The following is a 16,395-nucleotide window of genomic DNA, read 5'->3' on the forward strand; positions in this document are numbered from 1 at the left end:
GTCGGCGACACCGCCGGCGGCGTCCGCATCGCCGGCGACTCAGCCGTCCCGTTCCCCGTCGCGGTCCGGTCGTCGATCGCCGCCGTCCTCCCCGTCCTCGGTGTCGCCCCCCTCGTCGTCGTCGGCGTCCCCTCCGTCGCCGCCGTCGGCCCCTCGACCGTTGGTCGCGACCGAGTCGGGTCTGTGCCGCGGACCGGCGGCGTCCGCCCCCGCGTCCGGTTCCACGTCGCCTCCGAGGCGACGCCGCCGTTCTACGCGCGCTCGTCGCCGGACGGCGAGGTCGTCCTCCAGCCGGTCGAGCAGCTCCTCGCGGAGCGCGTCGGCGTCCGCGGCGTCGAGGTCGTAGGCGACCGCGTCGCCGCCGAGCAGTCCCGAGGAGGACGCCGAGTCGCCGACGACGGACGCGAGGTTCCGCCGGCGCTGGAAGACGGTCCGGGAGACGAACACCGTCTGGAGCCGGAAGTACGGCACCAACCGGGTGTGTCGACGCAGCACCCCGGTCCGGGTGACGAACCCGTCGTCGACGGTCGCGTGTCCGCGGTTCGCCCACGTCAGGTGTCCCGCGATCGGCGCCAGCGCGACGCCGACCAGCGGGAGCAGGGGGAGGGCCCCCGGGAGGTCGAACACGAGCCGATCGATACCGACCGCGACGGCCGTCGCCGCGAGCGCCGCGAGCGCGTAGCGGGCGACGTACCGCCGTCTGGCGCGCGTCGGCGGGCGTTGGACGGCATCGACGCCGAAGGCGTCGTCCGGGTCGCCCGAGCCGCCCGAGGGGCCTCCATCATCCGCCTCCACCTCGGCGTCTGTGCCCAGTTCGGCCCGCACGTCGTCGGCGAGCGCGACGACCCGAGACCGGGTGTCCAGCGGAACCGCCGTCTCGGCGCCGCCGTCGCCGCCGCCCCCACCCCCCGAACCCGGGGCGTACCCGGCCGTCTCGATCGCGAGGCTCGCGTAGCCGAGCCGGCGCATGACGGCGTTCTCTGAGACGGTGACGGTCTGGACCTTCGAGAGGGGAACCGTCCCGCTGTAGCGGCCGAGGAGGCCGCGCTCGTACCGGAGCTCGTCGCCGACGCGCTCGAGCCGGAACCCGTAGTAGCGGACGAACGTGAGCGCGGCGCTGACGACCCACACGACCAGCAGGAAGCCGACTGCGCCGAGCAGACCCAGCGACAGCAGGTCGCCCGTCCCGAGGGACGGCACGTCGCCGGGGCCGACCTCGACGTCGATGATCCCGTAGCGCACGAGCAGCCGGCCGCCGTCGAACAGCAGGTCGTCGAAGAGGCTCGCGCCGACGAACGGCGCGATCACCGCGCCGGGGCGGAACGACACCGCACACAGCGTCGCGAATCGTCGGCCCGTGAGTTCGTACAGCGTCTCCGACTCGGCGGCGACCCCGCCCGACTCAGCGGAACCCGCGGATCCCGTCGCCGCGGGCGTGCCGGCGGCCGTTGCCGACTGTCGTGTTCCGGCGCGTTCCGCCTCGGAGGCGTCATCGGACGCCGACTCGCGGTCGTCGCGTGACTCGTCACCCCGGCCGCGGCGACCCAGTTCCGCCCGGAGCCGGTCGGCCTCGTCGCTCCCGACGGCGTCGAGGGTCGCCTCGGTGGCGCCGCCGCCGGCCGTCTCGACGGTCACGGTGGCGAGCCCGAGCGCCCGCTGGAGGATGCTGCGGCGCACGTCCACGTTCTGAACGCGGTGGAGGGGGATCTCCCGGTCCTGTCGGGAGACGACGCCGGATCTGACGACCAGCCGGTCGGACAGCACCTCGTACTCGAACCGGTACCAGCGGGCGAGCGCGGCGCCGGCGCCGACGAGGAACGCCCCCGGGACCGCGAGAAACGCCACCGGTCCGGGGCCGTCGCCGCCCATCCCGGCGAAGGCGGTGCTCGCGAACAGCGCGAACAGCGCCAGTTGGCCGCCCGAGCGGAGCGCGCTGACGGCGGCCGAGGCGGGATGCAGTCGGGTCATCAGACGGCGTCGAACTCCGATTCGGTCGCGAGCTCGCGCAGGCGCTCGCGGAGCTCGCTCGCCCGCGCCGGCGTCAGCCCGGGGATCGTGATGTCGGCGCCGCGGGAGCCGGCCGTGTAGACGACGACCGAGGCGAGCCCGAGCGCGCGCTCGACGGGTCCGCGCCGGGTGTCGACGTGCTGGACGCGCACGTACGGCACCGACGTGTCGACCCGGGTGAGGACGCCGCGAACGAGATACAGCGAGTCCTCGCGCACCTCAAACCGCCACACGCGATAGCGAACGACGGCGGCCACGAGACCGAGCACGACGACGCCGAGCGCGACCGCCGCGGCCCACGCCGGCGACACCGGAGCGCCGATCCGTTCGGCGACCACTCCGGCGGCGAGTATCACGCCGCCCGGGACGAGCGCGCCGACGACCCACGCGAGGCGGACCCGCGGATCCAGCGATTCCATACCCGGCGTTCGGTCGCCTCCGGTAAACGCTGTGGGGTTGGCCGCCGGACGTGGTCGCGGCCGCGGTCAGGCCGCGGGCCGATCAGTCGCGATCGGGGTCGGTCGCCGTCTCCGAGTCGGCGAGCACGCCCCCGAGGTCGACGCCGTCGTACCCGTCGCCCCCGTCGTCGACCCCGCCGGCCTCGTCCGCCCCGTCGTCCAACTCCTCCATCACGCGGGCGTGGAACTCCGCCAGCGCCGCGTCCTCGTCCTCGGCGAGCACCGTGTCGCTGGCCGACAGCGTCGCCAGCCCGAACGCCCGCGGCGAGGGCGCGTCGACCTCGTGGCGGACCACATCGATCTCGCCGGCCCGGATCGCCGCGAGCACCTCGCGGATCCCGTCGAGGTTCAGCTTGTCCTCGACGATCTCGCGGTACGTCTCCTCCAGCACCGCGAACGAGTCGAGGCCCTCTGCGAAGGAGACGAGCATCTCCGCGGACACCTGCTGTTGGGCTGCGGACTTCTCGTACCCCTTGTACCGCTTCAGGATCATCAGCGACCGCGTCGCGTTGATGCGGAAGTAGCGCTTCAGCAGGTCGGTGCCCCGCAGCGCCGACCGGAAGTCCGGATACGCCTCCTCGGGGTCGATGGAGGCGATCACGTCCGCCACGTCCACCTTCCGGTTGAGCGGCATCGTGACGGTGAAGCCGTTGTCGGCGACGGCGACCTGGACGTTCGCGTTCGCCCGCCGCGAGCAGCGGTACGCGACGAGCCGGGAGAGCCCGTCGTTGAACTCGCGGCCGTAGGCGCTGTGGACGTGGTAGTGGCGGCGGTACTCGGTGCGGTCGAGCACCTGCTCGACGACGAGCCGGTCGGGCGTCGACACCCCCTCCGGGCCGAGGTACCGGCGCTGCTCGTCGAACATCCGGGTGATCGCGCGCACGGCGTTCTCGTCGAGCGGGAGCCGCCTGAGCCACCGCCGGGCGTCCGCCGGCCCGCCGGCGGCGAGCCGGTCCGTCACCTCCGCTTGGAACGACAGGATCTCCCGGCCGAGGTCGTAGCTGAGCGGGAGCCGCTCGGAGAACCACGAGGGAACCGTCGGCCGCTGGCTCGACGGATCGACGTACACCTTCGAGCCCCGGCGGTAGCTGTACTGGTACGTCGACCCGCCGAGCTGGAACACGTCGCCCGGCTCCAGCGTGTCGAGGTAGCCCTCGTCGAGTTGCCCGACCCACTCGTCGCCGCCGCGCACGAACACGTCGATCGTGAACGAGTCCGGGATCGTGCCGATGTTCGTCATGTAGATGACGCGCGCCAGCCGGCCTCGCTTTCCGATCAGCGGCTCGCCAACGTCGAACTCCTCGTAGTGGTGCTCGCCGTCCGGCGGGTCGTTGGTGTCGCGCCACACCTTCGCGTACGCGTTCCGTTCCTCCATCCCCTCGTAGTCGGCCGTGAGATACCGCAGGAGCTGCTCCCACTCGGCGTCGGAGTAGTTCCGGTACGGGTACGCCGACCGGAGCGTGTCGCGCACGTCCGCCTCCCGCTTCACGCCGTTTATCGCCATCCCGTACACCTGCTGGACGGCCACGTCCTGGGCGTTCTCGGGGACGAACACGCGATCGACGAACCCCTCCTCGGCCTTCCGGAGCATCACCGCACACTCGACCAGTTCGTCGCGGTCGAGCGCGATCACCCGGCCCTCGACGGTCCGCCCGAGGCGGTGGCCCGCGCGGCCGACCCGCTGGAGCAGCGAGGCGACCGATTTCGGGGATCCGACCTGCACCACGAGGTCGACGTGCGGCATGTCGATCCCCAGCTCCAGCGACGTGGAGGTGGTGACCACGTCCACGTCGCCGGACTTCAGCTTCTCCTCGACCGCCTCGCGGTGCTCCTTCGACATCGACCCGTGGTGACAGCCCGAGTCGGCCTCGTCGTAGCCGTAGCGCTCGCGGAGGTTCGTCAGCACGCGCTCGGCCCCCGAGCGCGTGTTCGTGAACACGAGCGTGTTCTCGTGGCCGTCGATCAGCTCGCGGAGGCGGTCATAGAACCGCTCGTTGACCACGTCGCGGGGAGTGTCGATCAGATCGTCGGCCGGGCACTCCAGCCGGAGGTCGAAGTCGCGGACGAACCGCGTGTCGACGATCTCGCAGTCGCGCGGCGTCCACGGCTCCACGCCGTCGTCGGTTCCGTCTGCCGCGTCGATCGTGCCGTCGCCGGCGGCGTCGACCTCGCCGTCCCCCGCCTGCCCGCCCACCAGGAACTTCGCCATCGTCGACAGCGGCTCGATCGTCGCCGAGCAGCCGATCCGCGTCGGCGACCCCTCACACAGCCGTTCGAGCCGCTCCAGCGAGACCGCGAGGTGCGTGCCGCGCTTGTTGTCCGCGAGCGAGTGGATCTCGTCGACGACGACGTACTCGACGCTGCGGAGCGTCTCCTTGAACTTCGGGGAGTTCAGCAGGATGGCGAGCGTCTCCGGCGTCGTGTTGAGGACGTGCGGCGGCGACTCCAGCATCGCCCGGCGCTCCCCGTCGGGGGTGTCGCCGTGGCGGATCGCCTGTCGGATCTCGGTGTCGTGGCCGCGGGCGGCGAGGTTCGCCGTGATCCCCTCGATCGGCTCCGCGAGGTTGCGGGTGATGTCGTTCGCGAGCGACTTCAGCGGCGAGACGTACAGGCAGTAGACGCCGTCGTCGAGGCCGCCCTCCGCCTCCCGCTCGCGGCGGAAGAGGTCGTTGAGGATCGCGGTGAACGCGGAGAGGGTCTTTCCGGACCCCGTCGGCGACGCGACCAGACAGTTCTCGCGGTCGTCGATGAGCGGGATCGCCTCCCGCTGTGGCGGCGTGAAGAACCCGCCGTTGCCCCCGACGTACGGGCCGAACTGGTCGACCCACCACTCGCGGACGCTCGGTTCCAGCCGCTCGAGCACGTCGCCGTCGGCGATCTCGACGGTTTCGGGATCGAAGTCGTAGTCGGCGTCGGTCGCGGCGAGCAGCTCCCGACCGTCGGTCATTGCGATCGCCAGGTGCCGCGGCGGTAAGTGGGTTGTGGGGGTCAGGGGGTCGCGAGCCACGCCACCCGGGCGATACGGTACGTCGTCCGTCCGAGCGCACGGTGGATCGTCTCCGATCGCACGGTGGATCGTCCGCCCGAACCGCAACCCCTTCCCCGACCGACGCGGACGCACGACCATGCGCGTCACGTTCCTCGGGACCGGCTCGGCGATGCCCGTCGCCGACCGCGTCCAGACCGGCCTGCTCGTGGAGTCCGCGCCGGGCGACCGACGCCCGCTGCTGGTCGACTGCGGCGCCGGGATCGTCCACCGGCTCTCCCAGACCGACCCCGGCTACGAGGCCGTCTCGACGGTCCTGTTGACGCATCACCACCTCGATCACGTCTCCGACCTCCTCGCGCTCCTGAAGGCGCGCTGGCTCGCCGGCGAGGAGCGCCTCCACGTCGTCGGTCCGCCCGGCACGAAGGCGCTGCTCGACGACCTGCTGTCGGTCGGCGCCTACGAGTACCTCGACGGCCGGGCCGACCTGAGCGTCCGCGAGGTCCACCCCGGCGCCGAGTTCTCGCTGGCCGGCCTGGAGATCGAGGCGTTCGAGACCCGCCACTCCAAACAGTGTCTCGCCTACCGGTTCGCCGACCGGGGCGGCGAAGCGGACACCGCTGACGACGGGGGCGACGACGAGGCGACGGACGACGACACGGACCCGGACGCGGCGGAAGGCAGGGCAGACGACGCCGCCGGCGGCGACTTCGTCTTCTCGGGCGACTCCGAGGCGTTCGCGGGGCTCGCGAACTTCGCCGAGGGCGCTCGCGTGCTGGCGCACGACTGTTCGTTCCCCGACGAGGTCGACGTGGACAACCATCCGACGCCGACGCAGTTGGGCGAGGCGCTCGCCGGCCGCGACATCGACCGCGTCTACCTCACGCACCTGTACCCCCACACCGAGGGTCGCCACGAGGAGATGCTCGAATCGATCGGCCGCCACTTCGACGGCGACGTGCGGGTCGCACGCGACGGGCTCCGGTTCGAGCTGTGAGCGAGGGCACGCGGTGAACCGCGACGCGCTGGGCTTCCTCACGCTCGCGGCGTTGTGGGGAACGGCGTTCGTCGCGACGAAGGCGGCCCTCGCGGAGTTCCCGCCGGTGTTGCTCGCCGCGCTGCGCTTCGATATCGCCGCAGCGGTGCTCGTCGCCGTCGCGGTCGCCGCGGGCGGGCGGTTCAGGCCGACGGGGTGGGGAGATCTCGCGCCGATCCTCGCCGGAGGGACGTTCAGCATCGGCCTCCACCACGCGCTGTTGTTCACCGGACAGCAGTACGTCCCCAGCGCCGTCGCGGCGACGCTGCTCGGGCTGATCCCCGTGCTCACGCCCGTCGCCGCCCGCGCGGTCCGGCCGGACGAGCGGATCGACGCCGTCGGCGCCGTCGGCCTGCTCGTCGGTTTCGCCGGGCTCCTCCTGATCGCCGACCCGGACGCCGGTCGACTCGCGGTCGATGGGGTGCTCGCACGCGGCGACGGGCTGCTCGCAGGCAGAGCAGGTACGGGGCTGGGCGCGGCCCTCGCCGGCGGGTCGGCCGCGAACCTCGGCGCGCTGTTCGTGTTCGGGTCGGCCGTCGCGTGGGTCGCGGGCGCGGTGACGACCCGCGAGGACGACGCGACGCTGGGGCCGCTCGCGTTGCAGGCATGGATGGCCGTCGTCGGCGCGGTGTTGCTCCACGTCGCCGCCGCACTCGTCGGCCAGTCGCCCGCCGCGCTCGACCCGTCGACGACCGGGCTGGCGTGGCTCGCGTACCTCGCGGTCGTTCCCGGCGCCGGCGGGTTCCTGCTGTACTTCCGACTGCTCGACCGGCTCGGCCCGATCCGGGCGGGGCTGTTGGAGTACGCCATCCCGCCCTTCGCCGCGCTGTTCGGGTTCCTCGTGCTCGGCGAGACGCTCGCGGCGAGCACCGCGTGGGGATTCGGCTGTATCTTCGCCGCGTTCGTCCTGGTCCAGCGCGCGCCGATCCGGGGGGCGCTCCGGCGACAGTTCGGGTGAGTTCCCCGGCTGGGATCCCCGGACGCGGCGCCGTCTGTGACTTGTTGGCTGAGTGAGGACTCATGCGAAACGGAGGGTTAATCCGTCCGTACTGTCAGTTCTCGGTATGTACGGGACGCCCGCCGACCGCGCGCTCGCGGTCCTCGCGGTCGGAGCGGACGGAGGCCGGCCGGATCCGCCGTCGGCTCTCGAACGTGCCCTCCCCGAGTCGTCGTCGGTCGCGACCGTCGACTCGATCGCCGCCGCTCTCGATCGCGATCTCGACGCGATCGATTGCATCGTCACCGCGTTCACGCTCGCCGACGGCACCGCGGTCGACCTCCATCGGCGGCTGTCCACGCTGACGGCCCCGCCGCCCGTCGTGCTCGTCGTCGACGCGAGCGACGGATCGGTGCCCGCGGGCGCCGTCTCGACCCCGTTCGCCGATGTCGTCGCCGCCGACCGCGACGGGGACGACCGCGCCGACGGGGACCGGTCCGTCCCCGCGCGCGTCGCGGCGGCGGTCACCTCCGTCGTCCCCGGCGACGACGGCCCGACGGTCGCCGGCGGGCTTCCGCGGGACAGGCGTTCGCTCGACGCCCTGAAGGCGACCCTGTTCGACCGGCTCTTCACCGAGATCCCGATGCACTCGTACGTCAAGGACGGCGAGGCACGACACGTGATGGTGAGCGAGGCGCCCGTCGACAGACGGATCCACCGATTCGGCGACGAGTATCTCGGCCGACGCGACGTCGACGGCGTCGTCCCGGAATCGGACGCGCGCGAGCCGTACGAGGACGACCTGCGCGTGATCGAGACCGGAACGCCGATCGTGAACAAGGAGGAGCACTACGCGTCGGCCGACCGGTGGTTCCGGACCTCGAAGGTGCCGTGGACCGACGGCGACGGCGAGGTCGCCGGCCTGATCGGCATCTCCCAGGAGATAACCGCCCGGAAGGACCGCGAGCGGCAACTGGAGATCACCCACCACGTCGTCCGGCACACGCTCCGAAACAAGCTGAACGTGATACTCGGTCGGTGCGACCGCATCCGTCGGGCGGCCGCGTCGCGAACAACGTCGAGCGGATCGCCGAGGCCGCGGCGGCGCTGACCGACACCGTCGACAACCAGCAGACGATCCTCGGGATGATGCTCGGGGACCCGGACCCGACGCCGACGGACCTCACCTGCCTCGTTCGCCACCGCATCGAGGCGGCCCGGACACGGCGACCGGACGCCGTCATCGACGCCACCCTCGACGACGGTGTCGTCGGGCTCGCTACCGAGAGCGTCGACCGGGCGGTCGACCAGCTCCTCGGCAACGCGTTCGACCACGCCGACGGCACCCCACGGGTGACCGTCTCGCTCGAAGCCGGTGACGACGAAGCGCGGCTGTGCGTCCGCGACGGGGCGCCGGAGATCCCGGCGTTCGAGGTCGAGGTGCTGACCGGTCGCCGGTCGATCGACCACCTCAACCACACGGCCGGCCTGGGGCTGTGGATCGTTCAGTGGGCGATGAAACACTCGGGCGGGGAGGTCACGTTCGACCGGACCGACGACGGCGGCAACGAGGTCACGCTGACGTTCCAGTATCCCGACGCGGAGCGCGACGCCGTCCCGGACGACGCCACCGAGAGGGTCGGGTCTAACGGCGCGGACGACGACTGACTCACCCGATCCGCGTCCCGCTGACTCACCCGATCCGCGTCCCGGCGTCCCCGCCCGCGAGGAACGTCCCGACGGCGTCGGGACCGAACACGTACGCCGGCGAGCCGAGCGCGAGCAGCTCCCGCACCTTCGCGGCCATCCCGCCGGTCACGTCCGTCGAATCGCTGGCCCCGAGCGCGTCGGCGACCTCGTCGAAGTCGTCGATGTGGGGGATCACCTCGTCGTCGCCGTCGAGGACGCCCGGCACCGTCGAGCAGAGGCCCACGCGGTCGGCCTCGAGCGCGCCCGCCAGTTCCGTGACGAGTTCGTCGCCCGAGAGGACGGTGACGGCCTCGCCGGCGTGGACGACGCCGTCGCCGTGGAGCACCGGCACGAACCCCTCGTCGACCATCGTCGCGACCTGCTCGGTCATCAGCGTGAGGTCGCCGTCGGCGTCGCGGGCGGCCGCCGAGAACGGGTGCACCGGGACCGCGGGCACGTCCACGGCGTGTAGCCGCGAGAGGACGAACTGGTTCAGGGTCTTCATCGCGCCGTGGACGGCCATGATGCCGCCCACGTCGCGGATTCCCTCGCTCGCGCTCACGCCGTGTTCGGCGGCGTGGTGGTGGCCGAAGGAGCCGCCGCCGTGGACGATCACGAGGTCCTCGACGGCACCGTCGTCGAGGGCGGCCGCGATGGCCTCCGCCAGCGCCGCGAGCGCCTCGCCGTCGAGCGTCTCCGGGCGGTCCTTCTCGGTGATGACCGAGCCGCCGAGCTTCAGGACCGTGACCATCTACGCCGCCTCCACGCGGACGCCCTCGGTCGCCAACTCGGCGCGGAACGACTGCTCGCACTCGGCGGTGTAGCCGAGCGCGTGCTGCGTCTCGTCGGTCGGATCGAGCGCGACGATGCAGCCGCCGCCGCCCGCGCCGGTGAGCTTCGCGCCGGCGGCGCCCGCGTCCCGGGCGGCCCACACCATCGCGTCCAGCGAGCGGGCGGAGACGCCAAGCGCCTCCAGCAGCCCGTGGTTGAAGTTCATCAGCTCGCCCAGATCGGCGAGCAGTTCGTCGCCGGGTTCGCGTTCGGGGTCGGCATCCGCCAGAAGCCGCTCGCCCTCCCGGGTGAGGTCGCCGACCGTCTCGACGGTGTCGGCGGCGAACGCGTGCTCCTCCCGGAGCGCGCGAACCCCCGCGACGAGTTCGCCGGTGTCGCCGGCGCCGCCGTCGTAGCCGACGACGAACGGCAGCGGCGGGGCGTCGATCGTCCGCGTGTCGTCGCCCTCGACGCGGACGGCCCCGCCCATGGCGGAACAGAACGTGTCCGCGCGGGAGGCCTGGCCCTCCTGCACCTCGTACTCCGCCTCGTAGGCGCGCCGGGCGACCTCCTCGGGGTCGAGTTCGGTCCCGAGCGCGCGCGTCGCCGCGTCGATGCCGGCGACGACGACTGCCGCCGAGGAGCCCAGTCCCGCGCCCAACGGGATCGCCGACTCGACGGTGATGTCGAAGCCGGCGTCGGGACGGTCCGCGGCCTCGCGTGCCTGTCGGACCGCCGCCTCGATGTACTCCATCGCCGCCTCGACCAGCGGGGCCGGCGCGTCGATGTCGGGTCGGTCGTCGATGCTCCCGCCCCAGGTGACGGTGAAGCCGTCCAGCGAGAGGTCCGCCGCGTCGACGCGGACGCGGCCGTCCTCGCGCGGCTCGACGGTCACCCGCGCGCGACGCTCGACCGCACACGGCACCGCCGGCTCGCCGTACACGACCGCGTGCTCGCCGAAGAGGTACACCTTCCCCGGCGCGCTGCAGGTTGTCATACCCGCGACCAACACCCCCCGCCTAACAGCCGTTTCGACTCCCGCCGGCGAGCCCCCCTCTCGACTTCGATACGCGCTGCGGTACGATTATATGAGACGGCGCCCCGTGTCGAATCGTGGTGCGGGGGAGCCGCCCCGTCGGCGGCGCCCGTCCGCCCACGCTCGAAACCGCGGACACGCGACCCGGGGAAAGAGGGAACGCACGCCGTCGCGACCGGGATCCGGTCCGATCGGCTCCGCGGTGGCGACTTCGCCACGACGGCCGTTCCGACCCGAACGGCCGCACGCGGGTCGGCCCGATTATCTCGTTCGATACTATGGGCGCTGGAATTATGTGGGCGGCAGGGCCAGCGGATCTCATGAGTTCGACGACGCCGAACGCCGCCCCGAACGTGGATCGAAGTCGGGACGGCACGTGCTTGCGGGTCGAGCTCTCGGGGGAGTTCGAGGCCGCGGACGTCGTCACCGCGATGGCGCGTGCGCGCCACGTCGCCGAGGACTGCGACGCCGAGTTCGGGGTCGTCGTCGACGTGCGCGAGTTCACCGCCCGCGGAACCGCCCTCGCCGCGCTCGGCGAGTGGGAGACGTTCCTCCGCATGGCCGGCGCCACAGCGGTCGTCCGCGTCGGCGACGACGACGACGCCGTCGGCGGCGCCGACCGTCGCGCCTCCTCGATCGAGGAGGCCGAACGGATGATCTCCCAGTAGGCGCCGCGCTCGCTCGTTTCGATCCCGAGTTCAACCCGTAAGCGACGGCGTCGGTCGACATCGCACGACGCCAGGTCCAGGACGGGGAGCGACGACGCCAGTCGACGCACCGGCGGGACGGCGCCGCCGCTGGCGGGCGTGAGGACAAAGGAGTGATCGCGAAATCCAGCGGCCGGCTTACAGTTCGGCCTCGAAGTCCTCGAGGGCGTAGCCGGGCTCGGCGCCGCGGTTGTCGAGCGTCTCGTTGGCGAGCAGCCAGTAGATGACCGACAGGGCGCGGCGACCCTTGTTGTTCGTCGGGATGACGAGGTCGACGTTGGAGACCTGGTTGTTCGAGTCGCACATCGCGATGACGGGGATGCCGACCGTGATGGCCTCCTTGACCGCCTGCGCGTCCCCGATCGGGTCGGTGACAACCACGACGTCCGGCTCGATGTAGCCGGCGTACTCGGGGTTCGTCAGCGTCCCCGGGATGAAGCGCCCGGTGCGGGCGCGCGCGCCGATCGCGTCGGCGAACTTCTCGGCCGGGAAGCGACCGTACTGGCGCGAGGAGGTGACGAGCACCTGCTCGGGGTCGTAGTTCGCCAGGAACGAGGCCGCGGTACGGATACGGCCGTCCGTCTTGCTCACGTCGAGCACGTACAGGCCGTCGTCGCGGACGCGGTGGATGAACCGCTCCATGTCCTTGGTCTTCTGCTGGGTCCCGATGTGGACGCCAGCGGAGAGGTAGTCCTCGACGGGGATGAGGAGGTCCGCCTCGTCGTCGGGCATGACGTCCTCGTCGAAGCGCGGACCCGCGTCCGCCTCCTCGTCGGCGGCCCCCTCGGCCGCCGCCTCCGTCTCCTCGGGCTGTGCGTCTGTCTCGTCGGGCGACTCCTCGGCCGCGGCGGTCTCTGCGACCTCCTCCTCGGCGTCGGGCGCCTCTTCGGTGTCTGCGTCGTTCTCGGATTCGCTCATACTGCCTCCTCCGCGATGCGGATGAGTTCGTTCAGCTTTGCGGTGCGCTCGCCGCCGACGGTCCCCGTCTTGATGTACGAGGCGTCGGTCGCGACGGCGAGGTGTGCGATGGTGGTGTCCTCGGTCTCGCCCGAGCGGTGGGAGACGACCGCGTCCAGCCCGTTTCGCTGGGCCAGCTCGACGGCGTCGAACGCGTCCGACAGCGTCCCGATCTGGTTCGGCTTGATCAGGATGCTGTTGGCCGCGCCCTCGTCGATGCCCCGCGAGAGGCGCTCGACGTTCGTCACGAACAGGTCGTCGCCGCAGATCAGCGTGCGGTCGCCCACTCTGTCGGTCAGGTCGGCGAACCCGTCGTAGTCGTCCTCGTCGAGGGGGTCCTCGACGTACGCGAGGTCGTACTCGTCGACCAGCTCGGCCATGTACTCGACCTGCTCGGCCGAGGTGCGCTCGGTGTCGCCGTAGCGGTAGACGCCGGCGTCGGCGTCGTACAGCTCCGAGGCGGCAACGTCGAGGCCGAACCGGATCCCGAAGCCGAGCGCGTCCTCCACGCGGGAGGTCGCCTCGTCGACGATCTCGAACGCCTCGGCGTCGGAGACTGCGGGCGCCCACGCGCCCTCGTCGCCCTTGGCGGCGGCGACGCCGCGGTCGTCGAGGATGTCGGCGACCGCGGCGTGGACGTCCGCGTTCGCGAACACCGCCTCCGCGACGGAGGGGGCGCCGACGGGCGCCGAGAGGAACTCCTGGATGTGCGTCGCGTCGGCGGCGTGCTCGCCGCCACCCACGACGTTCCCCAGCGGAACCGGGAACGACCGGTCGGCGTCGCGGAAGGTGCCACCGAGGTGCTGGAACAGCGGCGCGCCCAGCACGTCGGCGCCGGCCTTCGACGCCGCCATGCTGATCGCGACGGCGCTGTTGGCGCCGATCTCCGAGAAGTCCTCGGTGCCGTCGGCGGCGTGCAGCGCCGCGTCCACGTCGCGCTGGTTGCCCGCGTGGACCGAGCCGACGAGCCGCGGGACCGCGTGCTCGCGGGCCCTGGCGATCGCCTCCTTGGGCGGGAGCTCGATCGCCTCGTACTCGCCCGTCGACGCCCCGGAGGGCGCCGCCGCGCGGCCGAAGCCGCCCGACTGGGTGAGCACGTCCGCCTCGACGGTGGGGTTGCCCCGCGAGTCGAGCACGCGACGCAGCGACACCGACTCGATCAGCGTCACGTCACTTCCCCTCCCGCCGGACCGTGAACGGCAACACGCCGGCGTCGTACTCCTCGGCCGCGATGAGGATCGGCTCGGACTGGTCGCTGTCGATCAGCGCCGGCGCGCCGTACGCCAGCTGGAGCGACCGTGCGCCGAGGATGCGGGCCTTCTCGTACCGGTTGTACTCGAGGTTCCCGCTCATTGGTAGGGGGAGACGACGTCGACCAGGTCTGTGTGACTCACCATCATCCGCCGGCAGCAGTGGCGGTCCACGCCGAGCTCGTCGAGGACCGCCGCGGGGTCCTCGTCGCCCTCCTTGGCACGGGCTTTGAACTCCTCCCAGTGTTCACCGATGACGGTTCCGCACGTGAAACACCGGACAGGGATCATCATGGGTGGATCACCTCAGCGGTACGACTTCTGGTAGCGGGCGCGTGCGCCGGGCCCGCCCCACTTCTTCGGTTCGCTCTGCCGGGAGTCGTTCACCAGCAGGGAGCGGTCGAACTCCATGAACGCGTCGCGCAGCTCCGCGTCGTTGCGGTGCTGCACGAGGCCGCGCGCGATGGCCGTGCGGACCGCGTCCGCCTGGCCGGCGAAGCCGCCGCCGTTGACCGACACCTCGATGTCGACCTCCGAGCGGAGGTCCTCGCCGGCGACGCGGAACGGCTCCAGCATCTTCAGCCGGGCCATCTCGGGTTCGACCAGCTCGACGGGCTGGGAGTCGATACGCACTCGCCCCTCGCCGTCCGTGACGGTGGCGCGGGCGACGGCGGTCTTCTTCTTACCGGACGTGTTCGTTACCATGTGACGTTAGCCCCCAGGTCCTCGGAGATCGCGCCGAGGGTGGTGAACTTGATGTTCGACAGGCGATCGAGGGAGGTGCCGTCGAGCACCTCCGGTTCCGGCGCGTCCTCGTCGGGCGAGGTCGTCTCGGAGTCGAACGGGTTGCCGACGTACACGCGGACGTTCTCGAACGCCTCGCGACCCTTCGTGGTCTTGTACGGCAGCATGCCGCGGACCGACCGCTTGAAGATGCGGTCGGGCCGCTTCGGGTAGTACGGACCCGAGTCGGAGCCGAGGTTCGCGCGGGTGCGGTACTTCTCGAGCGTCGCCTCGGTGTTGCCCGTGATGACCGCGCGCTCGGCGTTGACGATCGCGACGCGCTCGCCGTCGAGCGCCTTCTGTGCGACCTGCGACGCGACGCGACCCATGATGGCGTCGCGTCCGTCGACGACCACGTCGGCCTCGAACTCTGCGAGACTCATCGGATCACCCGGACGTCGGTCCCTTCGGGGTTGTTCGACAGCGCTTCCTCCAGCCGGACGGCCTCGCCGGCCTGGTCGATCTTCGTCTCGGCGGTGCCGGAGAAGTCGACGGCGGCGACGGTGACGTCCTTACGGAGCACGCCCGAGCCGAGCACCTTGCCCGGCACGACGACGGTCTCGTCCTCGTTCGCGTACCGCTCGATGCGGCCGAGGTTGACCTCCGCGTGCGTGCGCCGCGGCTTTTCGAGCCGGTCGGCGACGTCCTGCCAGACGGTGGCATCGGACGAGCGCGCGACCGACTTCAGTTCGGCGATGAGGTTCTGAAGTCTCGGATTAGTCTTGCTACTACTCATAACGTAACCTCCTGAGTGGGAGTCGGTGACTCGGTAGCGACCGAGTCGATGTGAGAACGGGAGTGCAGGGGGCAGGATTTGAACCTGCGAACCTCTACAGGACAGCGCCCTGAACGCTGCGCCGTTGGCCAGACTGGGCTACCCCTGCTCGCGTCCCGTCGTTTGCCGTCCCACCGGATAACCCCTTCGGTCCACCCCGTCCGTGCGAGACGGTGACGGCGGGTCCGCTGGCCGGTCGAACCCGACGCGGGGGCGGACGTTCGGTGGGTGTGGTGAGACGACATGTGTTCGGTTAGACTGCGACCTTGTCTGCGAGTTCGTCCGCGCGGTCGCGAAGCGACCGGACCGCACGGAGAGTCAGTTCATCGACGGACATCGACCCGTCCGTCTCGATGTGGAAGACGAACGCGCCGGGAACGTCCTCGATATCCAGCTCCTTGCCGGGGTATCGGTTGGTGAGGTCGGAATCGAACTCCTCGGTGTGGACGAGCTCGCCGTCCTCGGTCTCGATGACGCCGCGGAGGATGTTCGGCTCCTCCTCGTCGAACTCGTCGGCGTCGCCGACGACGGTCACGCGCTGCAGGTGGCGGTAGCCAACGGCCACGCCGCCCTGGTGTTTCGCGTGTTCCTTGCCGGAGTCGAGCACCGCGTCGGCCTCGAACTCCAGGCGCTGTCCCTCCTTCAGCTCGATGATAGGGACGTTCTCGTCGGCGGGCTGGACGAGGTCGTCGGACGTCTCGATGTCGCCCGAGTACGCCGTCGCCGGCCCCTCGACGTCGAGCGCGAGGGTGACGGTGTCGCCGACCTCGTAGTCGTCGAGCGGCGTCGTCAGCGGGACGAGCCCCAGGCGGAGCCCGACCATCTCGTCGAACATCACCGACGAGTTCTCGACGAACCGGACGGTGTCGATCGAGAACGTCGGGACTTCCGAGAGGATCGTCCGGCGCAGACCGTTCGCTACCGCGGGGGTGAGCCCGCGGACGAGCAGCCGCGCGGATCGGTCGTCTCGGGTAACTACCTCGACGTCGAAGTCGTCCGCCAT

Annotated in this window: 18 protein-coding genes and 1 tRNA gene; 5 read left to right on the plus strand and 14 right to left on the minus strand. The window is 71.4% G+C overall.

The window, feature by feature from the left end; all coding sequences use genetic code 11:
• Positions 1–39 precede the first annotated feature (39 nt).
• The 3 genes from K6T36_RS02340 to K6T36_RS02350 all read right to left on the minus strand — a co-directional run bounded on the left by K6T36_RS02340 (position 40) and on the right by K6T36_RS02350 (position 5,412).
• A complete protein-coding gene (locus tag K6T36_RS02340) occupies positions 40–1,968 on the minus strand; it encodes a PH domain-containing protein (protein WP_222922422.1) in 1,929 nt (642 codons plus the stop codon).
• Complete coding sequence (locus K6T36_RS02345) at positions 1,968–2,426, minus strand: PH domain-containing protein (RefSeq protein WP_222922423.1); 459 nt, start codon at positions 2,424–2,426, stop codon at positions 1,968–1,970. Before K6T36_RS02345 ends, K6T36_RS02340 begins: the two co-directional genes overlap by 1 nt.
• A gap of 82 nt (positions 2,427–2,508) precedes the next feature.
• Entirely contained in the window at positions 2,509–5,412 is a 2,904-nt protein-coding gene (locus K6T36_RS02350; RefSeq protein ID WP_222922424.1) for an ATP-dependent helicase, read from the minus strand.
• A gap of 178 nt (positions 5,413–5,590) precedes the next feature.
• Between K6T36_RS02350 and K6T36_RS02355 the strand changes: the two genes are divergently transcribed.
• The 4 genes from K6T36_RS02355 (at position 5,591) to K6T36_RS02370 (ending at position 9,092) form a co-directional block, all read left to right on the plus strand.
• Positions 5,591–6,448, plus strand: a complete 858-nt coding sequence (locus K6T36_RS02355; protein ID WP_222922425.1) for an MBL fold metallo-hydrolase — start codon at positions 5,591–5,593, stop codon at positions 6,446–6,448.
• 13 nt (positions 6,449–6,461) lie between these two features.
• Positions 6,462–7,445, plus strand: coding sequence for a DMT family transporter (locus K6T36_RS02360; protein WP_222922426.1), 984 nt, complete (start codon positions 6,462–6,464; stop codon positions 7,443–7,445).
• Positions 7,446–7,551: 106 nt separating this feature from the next.
• Positions 7,552–8,535 carry a PAS domain-containing protein gene (locus tag K6T36_RS02365; RefSeq protein WP_222922427.1) on the plus strand — a complete coding sequence of 328 codons (984 nt, stop codon included), beginning with the start codon at positions 7,552–7,554 and terminating at the stop codon, positions 8,533–8,535.
• A complete protein-coding gene (locus K6T36_RS02370; RefSeq protein ID WP_222922428.1) occupies positions 8,463–9,092 on the plus strand; it encodes a sensor histidine kinase in 630 nt (209 codons plus the stop codon). The genes K6T36_RS02365 and K6T36_RS02370 overlap by 73 nt, the downstream gene beginning before the upstream one ends.
• 25 nt (positions 9,093–9,117) lie before the next feature.
• On the opposite strand, the gene K6T36_RS02375 is transcribed toward K6T36_RS02370, so the two are convergent.
• Together K6T36_RS02375 and mvk are read right to left on the minus strand one after the other, a co-directional pair.
• On the minus strand, positions 9,118–9,864 hold the full coding sequence (locus tag K6T36_RS02375) for an isopentenyl phosphate kinase (protein ID WP_222922429.1): 747 nt from the start codon (positions 9,862–9,864) through the stop codon (positions 9,118–9,120).
• Positions 9,865–10,881, minus strand: a complete 1,017-nt coding sequence (gene mvk / locus K6T36_RS02380; RefSeq protein WP_222922430.1) for a mevalonate kinase — start codon at positions 10,879–10,881, stop codon at positions 9,865–9,867.
• A gap of 359 nt (positions 10,882–11,240) precedes the next feature.
• Between mvk and K6T36_RS02385 the strand changes: the two genes are divergently transcribed.
• Entirely contained in the window at positions 11,241–11,588 is a 348-nt protein-coding gene (locus K6T36_RS02385) for a hypothetical protein (protein ID WP_222607864.1), read from the plus strand.
• Between the two features lie 177 nt (positions 11,589–11,765).
• On the opposite strand, the gene rpsB is transcribed toward K6T36_RS02385, so the two are convergent.
• The 9 genes from rpsB to K6T36_RS02430 form a co-directional block, all read right to left on the minus strand.
• Positions 11,766–12,545 (minus strand): 30S ribosomal protein S2, encoded by a 780-nt coding sequence (gene rpsB, locus K6T36_RS02390; RefSeq protein WP_222922431.1) that lies wholly within the window; start codon positions 12,543–12,545, stop codon positions 11,766–11,768.
• Positions 12,542–13,753: a phosphopyruvate hydratase gene (gene eno, locus K6T36_RS02395; protein WP_222922432.1), complete on the minus strand. Its 1,212-nt coding sequence runs from the start codon at positions 13,751–13,753 to the stop codon at positions 12,542–12,544. The genes rpsB and eno overlap by 4 nt, the downstream gene beginning before the upstream one ends.
• Before the next feature lies 1 nt (position 13,754).
• A complete protein-coding gene (locus K6T36_RS02400) occupies positions 13,755–13,937 on the minus strand; it encodes a DNA-directed RNA polymerase subunit K (RefSeq protein ID WP_222607867.1) in 183 nt (60 codons plus the stop codon).
• Entirely contained in the window at positions 13,934–14,128 is a 195-nt protein-coding gene (locus tag K6T36_RS02405; protein WP_222922433.1) for a DNA-directed RNA polymerase subunit N, read from the minus strand. The genes K6T36_RS02400 and K6T36_RS02405 overlap by 4 nt, the downstream gene beginning before the upstream one ends.
• A gap of 12 nt (positions 14,129–14,140) precedes the next feature.
• Positions 14,141–14,539 carry a 30S ribosomal protein S9 gene (locus K6T36_RS02410; protein ID WP_222922434.1) on the minus strand — a complete coding sequence of 133 codons (399 nt, stop codon included), beginning with the start codon at positions 14,537–14,539 and terminating at the stop codon, positions 14,141–14,143.
• Positions 14,533–15,000: a 50S ribosomal protein L13 gene (locus K6T36_RS02415; RefSeq protein WP_222922435.1), complete on the minus strand. Its 468-nt coding sequence runs from the start codon at positions 14,998–15,000 to the stop codon at positions 14,533–14,535. The genes K6T36_RS02410 and K6T36_RS02415 overlap by 7 nt, the downstream gene beginning before the upstream one ends.
• Positions 14,997–15,353 (minus strand): 50S ribosomal protein L18e, encoded by a 357-nt coding sequence (locus K6T36_RS02420; RefSeq protein ID WP_222922436.1) that lies wholly within the window; start codon positions 15,351–15,353, stop codon positions 14,997–14,999. Before K6T36_RS02420 ends, K6T36_RS02415 begins: the two co-directional genes overlap by 4 nt.
• Positions 15,354–15,416: 63 nt before the next feature.
• Positions 15,417–15,501: transfer RNA gene (locus K6T36_RS02425), tRNA-Leu, on the minus strand.
• A 144-nt stretch (positions 15,502–15,645) separates the two neighbouring features.
• The gene (locus K6T36_RS02430; protein ID WP_222922437.1) at positions 15,646–16,395 is read right to left on the minus strand and encodes a DNA-directed RNA polymerase subunit D; all 750 of its coding nucleotides are present in this window, start codon (positions 16,393–16,395) and stop codon (positions 15,646–15,648) included.

Source organism: Halobaculum roseum, from assembly GCF_019880245.1.
GTDB classification, from domain to species: Archaea; Halobacteriota; Halobacteria; order Halobacteriales; family Haloferacaceae; genus Halobaculum; species Halobaculum roseum.